The sequence below is a fragment of the Streptomyces sp. NPDC088252 genome (assembly GCF_044740965.1).
Taxonomy (GTDB): Bacteria; Actinomycetota; Actinomycetes; order Streptomycetales; family Streptomycetaceae; genus Streptomyces.
This window is the reverse complement of sequence record NZ_JBIURS010000016.1, coordinates 175,408-181,622: the sequence shown is the minus strand read 5'-3', so window position 1 is coordinate 181,622 and position 6,215 is coordinate 175,408. Positions and strand designations below refer to the sequence as shown.

The window sequence follows — 6,215 nt, the reverse complement described above, 5'->3', positions numbered from 1 at the left end:
GGTCGAAGCGGGGCCGCTTTCCAGTTCCACGCTTTCGCGTTTCCCTTTCCGGCGAGTCCGACTCTATCAGATCCTTTCGGGCCTGATTCCCAGTCGGCGGGGCTTGTCTTCCGGGCCCTTGGACCGTTCCGACGTCCAAACTCTAGCGGATTTTCCCGGCGACTCATAATCGAGTCTTCGAAATTAATTTCGGCATGCCGAAATTGTCCCGAGTGGGAGATCGTGCTGAGTTTTGGTTGCCGCGTTCACGGCGGGATCGGTTGTCGCAGAACCGTTCCGGCTCCGTGACAACTCGAAGAACCTTACGGATCGTGGAGGGGCGTGTCAACCCAGGCAGGTCAAGTCGTTTTCCCGCGCGTCGGGCAGGGTTTCAGTCCAGGTCGGTGAGACGTCCGCCGGCGTCCGGCTGGGCGTGCTCCACACGGCGCAGGAGGCGGATCAGCATCTCTCCGAGGACTCCGCGCTCGTCGCTCGTGAGGTCCTGAAGCAGGTCCTCCTCGAAGGCGGTGGCCATGCGCATCGCCTCCAGCCACTTCGTGCGCCCCTCGTCGGTCAGCTCGACGATCACGCGCACCCGGTTGCTCTCGTCCCGGTCACGGGTGACCAGGCCCTCGCCCGCCATGCGGTCGATGCGGTGCGTCATCGCCGCAGGGGTGAGGCCGAGGCGCTTGGCCAGTTCTCCCGGACCCAGGCGGTACGGGGAGCCGGCCAGGACCAGGGTCTTGAGGACCTCCCACTCGGCGTTGCTGATGCCGAGGGCGGCGACCTGGCGGCCGTACGCCACGTTCATCCGGCGATTCAGACGGCCCAGGGCCGAGACGACCTGCTCGACCTGGGGGTCCAGGTCACGGAACTCGCGCTGATAGGCGGCGATCTGCTCGTCGAGGCTCGGCTCCTGCGGGCCGGGCTGCTCGGTGGTGTCAGACATGGCGGGCAGTATCGCACGCCCTCCAAAGCCGTCGAAGTCCTTCGGTTTGAATTGTTGAGCTTCTAACTTTAGTGCTAAAGTCTTCGGGTTCGAGTCGTTCGGGTGGCTCGGCAAACAACTTCGAGACCTTGAGGTAGGTGAGTGTGACCAGGGAGATGGGCGCAGCACTGCGGCGGATCCAGCTGGGGAGCGCGCTGAGCGCGTTCGGGCTCGGGTTCACCGTTCCGTATCTGTACGTCTACGTGGCGCAGGTACGGGATCTGGGTGCGGGTACGGCGGGGGTCGTGCTGGCGGTCTTCGCCATGGCAGCGCTCGCCGTCCTGCCGTTCACCGGGCGTGCCATCGACCGGCGCGGGCCGCTGCCCGTGCTCGTCGTCGCCTCGGCCGTCGCGTCCCTGGGCGCGGCCGCCCTCGGCCTGTCGTCGAATGTGACCGCCGCCGTGCTGTCGGCCGCGGTCCTCGGCGCGGGTACCGCGGTCATGCAGCCGGCTCTCGCCACCATGCTCGTGTGGTGCTCCAGCACCGCCACCCGTACACGTGCCTTCGCCATGCAGTTCTTCCTGCAGAACCTCGGGCTCGGCATCGGCGGGCTGGTCGGTGGGCAGATCGTCGACACGAGCCGGCCGGAGACCTTCACTCTGCTGTTCCTGATCGAGGCCGCGATGTTCGTCGTGCTCGGTGTCATCGCCTCCACGGTGCGGCTGTCCCGTACGCCTTCCTTCTCCGACGCCCGGCCCACCGACGGGTCCAAGGCGCCGGGCGGGCTGCGGGCGCTGCTCTCGCACCGGGCCATGGTGCAGCTGTGCGTGCTGGGCTTCGTGCTGTTCTTCGCCTGTTACGGACAGTTCGAGTCCGGGCTCGCGGCGTACGGCACCGAGGCCGCCGGGATCCAGCCTTCGACGCTCGGTATCGCGCTCGCCGCGAACACCGCCGTCATCGTCGTGGCCCAGTTCGTCGTGCTGCGCCTGGTGGAACGCCGCAAGCGCACCCGGGTCATTGCCTCGGTCGGTCTGATCTGGGCCTTCGCCTGGATCGTGGCGGGGTACGCGGGACTCGGGCACGGCAGCCAGACCATGGCGACGGCCGCGATGATCTCCACGTACGCGCTGTTCGGACTGGGTGAGTCGATGCTGTCGCCGACCGTGGCGCCGCTCGTCGCCGATCTGGCGCCGGAGTCGATGGTCGGGCAGTACAACTCCGCGTTCGCCCTGTGCAAGCAGCTCGCGCTGGCGGTCGGTCCCGCCGTGGGCGGGCCGATGGGGGCGACGCTGCACGGCCCGTACATCGTGACGTTCGTGCTGTTCTCGCTGGGCATCACGGTACTGGCGCTGCGGCTCGGCCGACAGCTCACTCCCGTACAGGATCAGCCCTCGGTCGAGGTCGTGCCGTCCAGGGTGGTGGCCGTGTCACTGCCGGACGCCGAGCCCGTGGCCGCCCCCGCCGTCACCCCCCGCTGACGCCGCGGGAGTGAACGGGGGGTGAGTAGGGGTCCTGTTGCGGCAGGTCCCCTACTGCGGCAGGGCGAATTCGCACCAGACCGCCTTGCCGCCGCCCGGTGTGCGGCGGCTGCCCCAGTGCGTGGCGATCGTCGCGACGATGGAGATGCCGCGGCCCGCCTCGTCCGCCGGATCGGCGCGACGCAGACGGGGCAGGTGGTCGTCGGCGTCGGTCACCTCGATGATCAGACGGCGGTCGGTGCGGCGCAGGCCCAGGCGCATCGGCGGGGTGCCGTGCTTGAGGGAGTTCGCGACGAGTTCGCCCGCGGCCAGCACGCCCAGGTCGCAGAGCTCGACCGGGAATCGCCACGATGTCAGGACGCCGGTCGCGAAGGCGCGGGCGCGCGGGGCCGCTTCGATCCCGCCGAGGAGATCGAGCGAGGCGTTGTGGAACAGCTCCGCGTTCGCCCCTGTACGGGCGGGATGCTGAACCACCAGCACCGCCACGTCGTCGTCGTGTTCCGCGGTGACGCCGAGGGAGCGGATCAGCCGGTCGCAGACCACCTGGGGTGAGCCCTTGGCACCGGAGAGGGCGCGCTCCAGGGCCGCGACGCCCTCGTCGATGTCCTCGCTGCGGCGCTCCACCAGGCCGTCCGTGTAGAGGACCGCGGTGGAGCCGGGCGGCAGCGCGATCGTGCCCGATGTGTGGATCCAGCCCCCTGTGCCGAGCGGCGGCCCGGTCGGGTCCTCGGCGCGGTGGACCGTACCGTCCTCGTGGCACACCAGGATCGGGAGATGCCCGGCGGAGGCGTAGACGAGCCGGCCCTCGTTCGGGTCGTGGACCGCGTAGGCGCAGGTGGCGATCTGACTCGCGTCGATCTCGGCGGCGAGACCGTCGAGGAGTTGGAGCACCTCGTGCGGCGGGAGGTCGAGGCGGGCGTAGGCGCGTACGGCCGTGCGGAGCTGGCCCATGACGGCGGCGGCTCGCACCCCCCGGCCCATCACGTCCCCGATGACCAGGGCGGTGCGGCCCGCGCCGAGAGTGATGACGTCGTACCAGTCACCGCCGACCGCTGCGTCCGTGCCGCCGGGCTGATAGGTGGCGGCGATCCGGAGGTCGTCGGGCTGTTCCAGCTCCTGCGGCAGCAGGGAGCGCTGGAGGGTGACGGCCGTTTCGCGGTGGCGGCGCTCGCTGGCGCGGAGCCGTTCGGCGGCCTCGGCGTGGTCGGTGACGTCGGCGGCGTACACGAGCACCCCGCTCTCGCTGCCCCTGTCCCTGTTTCTGTTTCTGTTTCTGCTGTTCTTGTCGTCCTTGATGCCCTTGTTCTGCTTCTCGGCCCTGTCACCGTCGCTGTTGTAGTTGTAGCTGTTGGTCTCGTCCTCGCCGTCCGTGTACCTGTCCCTGTACACCGGGGTGCAGGTGACGGTGTACGAATTCCCGCTGCGGACCCTGCGGGACTTGACTGTGCGAGGGGTGCCGCTGCGCAGCACCTGGTCCATGAGCGGCAGCAGGCTGAGTTCGGTGAGCTCGGGCATGGCCTCGGCCGCGGTGGCGCCGGCCGGGCGGGGTCCGAAGGCGGCGGCGTAGGCATCGTTGACGTAGGCGATCCGGTGATCGGGGCCGTACACCAGGGCCACCAGGGCGGGCAGTCGACCGAGGATGTCCCGGGCGGAGAGGTCCTCCAAGGCGGCAGGTCCGCGGTCCCCGGGCGGTTCACCGGGCGTGTCGACGCCGGTGCCGCCAGGCGTGTCGCTGCGCGTGTCGCCGTCCGGCAGGCAGGGTCCGGTCCCGGGCTGCGCGTACTCCGCGCGTGCCGGAGGCACGGAACTGCGGTCGTCCCGTGCGGCGGCGCGGCGCTGCGTTCCGGGTAGGCGGGCGCTCCAACGCGTGAAGTTCACGGAATTTCTGGCCTCGTGTGTCGGTCTGGTCCGCTCGGGCGGGCTGGTTCCTCTGCCGGTTCCACTACCGGTTCTTCCACCGGTTTTCTGTCGCCGGGGTCGGGGCCGGGTCTCATCGCCCTGCTCGTACGTCTGATGCGTCTGGAACGTCGGTGCTGTTCACTGTTGGTCACTGCCGGCCGGGTCACTCTGTGCAGATGTGGGCCCACCTATGGTCACACGTCCAGTGTGGCGGACCGTACTGACAGTGGTCGGTACGATCGCGCCCCGGTGGACGTCGGGGCGGTCCGACGGCCGGTCAGCCGCCGTTCCCCGGTGGGCCGTCGGGCCCCTGCGACTCGTCGGGCCTCTGCGGGTTCCCGGGGCCCGGTGGGCCGTCGGTGTGCGGCGGACCGCCGGGCCTGGTTCGCCTGCCACCTGCGGCGAGTTCGAATTCCGCGCGTGGGTGTTCCAGCGAACCGAGGGAGACGATCTCGCGTTTGAAGAGCCCGGCGAGAGTCCATTCGGCAAGGACACGGGCCTTGCGGTTGAACGTCGGGACACGGCTGAGGTGGTACGTACGGTGCATCAGCCAGGCCGGGTAGCCCTTGAGTTTGCGCCCGTAGACGTGGGCCACGCCCTTGTGGAGGCCGAGTGAGGCGACGGAGCCCGCGTAACTGTGCCGGTACTCCTGGAGCGGTTCGCCGCTGATCGACGCGAGGACGTTCTCGGCGAGGACCTTGGCCTGGCGCACGGCGTGCTGCGCGTTGGGGGCGGTCTCCCGGCCGGTTTCCGCAGCGGTCAGGTCGGGAACGGCCGCGGCGTCGCCCGCGGCCCAGGCGTGCTCGACCCCTTCGACGGTGAGTTCCGCCGTGCATCGGAGCCTGCCGCGCTCGTTGAGCGGCAGGTCGGTGGCGGCGAGGACCGGTGCGGGTCTGACACCCGCGGTCCACACGAGCGTGCGGGTCGGGAAGCGGGAGCCGTCGCTCAGGACCGCGATCCGGTCCTCGCAGGACTCCAGCCTGGTGTCGAGGCGTACGTCGATGTTGCGGCCGCGCAGCTCACGGATCGCGTAGCCGCCCATCGCCTCGCCGACCTCGGGAAGGATGCGTCCGGATGCCTCGACGAGGATCCATTTCAGGTCCTCGGCCTTGATGTTGTGGTAGTACCGCGAGGTGTAACGGGCCATGTCCTCCAACTCGGCGAGCGCCTCGACGCCCGCGTAGCCGCCGCCGACGAAGACGAAGGTGAGGGCGGCGTCGCGGATGGCCGGGTCGCGGGTGGCGGAGGCGATGTCCATCTGCTCGATGACGTGGTTGCGCAGCCCGATCGCCTCCTCGACGGTCTTGAAGCCGATGCCGTGATCGGCGAGGCCGGGGATCGGGAGGGTGCGCGAGACGGAACCCGGTGCGAGGACGAGTTCGTCGTAGGGGATCTCGACCGCGCCGGTACCGTCCTCCCCGGTGGCGAGGGTGGTGACGGTCGCCGTCCGCTTGGCGTGGTCGATGCGCTGGGCCTCACCGATCACGATCTTGCAGTCCGCCAGGACCCGGCGGAGCGGTACGACGACATGGCGCGGCGAGATCGAACCGGCCGCCGCTTCGGGCAGAAACGGCTGATACGTCATATAAGGCTCGGGGGTGACGACGACGATCTCGGCCTGACCGCCTCTGAGTCTCTGCTTCAGCTTCCGCTGGAGACGCAGCGCTGTGTACATCCCGACGTAGCCGCCGCCGACGACGAGAACGCGCACACCTGGCGGGGGGCCGGGGGGTGTTCCCCCGGAATCTGAAGCCATCACCACCCCATGACGCAACGTGCTCAAGGGTTTGTCCACAGCCCCGGCAAATTGTGTGACTGGAGGTTTCGGACGGGCCGTCGCCGCTGATCCGCGCGGCAACACGGAAGCTACGCAGGTCAGGGGTTGGAATGGGAGTGGTGGGCCGGGGGCGAATCAGTGACCAACCGGTCCT

The 6,215-nt window shown here is 69.4% G+C and carries 4 protein-coding genes; 1 reads left to right on the top strand and 3 read right to left on the bottom strand.

Going from position 1 to position 6,215, the window contains the following annotated elements:
* Positions 1-370: 370 nt before the first annotated feature.
* Positions 371-928, bottom strand: a complete 558-nt coding sequence (locus ACIOHC_RS29010) for a MarR family transcriptional regulator (RefSeq protein WP_351076944.1) — start codon at positions 926-928, stop codon at positions 371-373.
* Positions 929-1,083: 155 nt separating this feature from the next.
* Between ACIOHC_RS29010 and ACIOHC_RS29005 the strand changes: the two genes are divergently transcribed.
* Positions 1,084-2,385 (top strand): MFS transporter, encoded by a 1,302-nt coding sequence (locus ACIOHC_RS29005; RefSeq protein WP_351076953.1) that lies wholly within the window; start codon positions 1,084-1,086, stop codon positions 2,383-2,385.
* A gap of 51 nt (positions 2,386-2,436) precedes the next feature.
* Here the strand turns inward: ACIOHC_RS29005 and ACIOHC_RS29000 are convergent, their stop codons facing one another.
* Together ACIOHC_RS29000 and ACIOHC_RS28995 are read right to left on the bottom strand one after the other, a co-directional pair.
* Positions 2,437-4,263, bottom strand: a complete 1,827-nt coding sequence (locus tag ACIOHC_RS29000) for a SpoIIE family protein phosphatase (protein WP_389637612.1) — start codon at positions 4,261-4,263, stop codon at positions 2,437-2,439.
* A 298-nt stretch (positions 4,264-4,561) separates the two neighbouring features.
* A complete protein-coding gene (locus ACIOHC_RS28995; protein WP_401844578.1) occupies positions 4,562-6,040 on the bottom strand; it encodes an NAD(P)/FAD-dependent oxidoreductase in 1,479 nt (492 codons plus the stop codon).
* Positions 6,041-6,215: the final 175 nt, after the last annotated feature.

What these genes read in the sequence shown, in the direction of transcription:
- ACIOHC_RS29010 (WP_351076944.1), bottom strand. Translation starts at nt 928, where the DNA reads ATGTCTGACACCACCGAGCAGCCCGGCCCGCAGGAGCCGAGCCTCGAC.
- ACIOHC_RS29005 (WP_351076953.1), top strand. Translation starts at nt 1,084, where the DNA reads ATGGGCGCAGCACTGCGGCGGATCCAGCTGGGGAGCGCGCTGAGCGCG.
- ACIOHC_RS28995 (WP_401844578.1), bottom strand. Translation starts at nt 6,040, where the DNA reads ATGGCTTCAGATTCCGGGGGAACACCCCCCGGCCCCCCGCCAGGTGTG.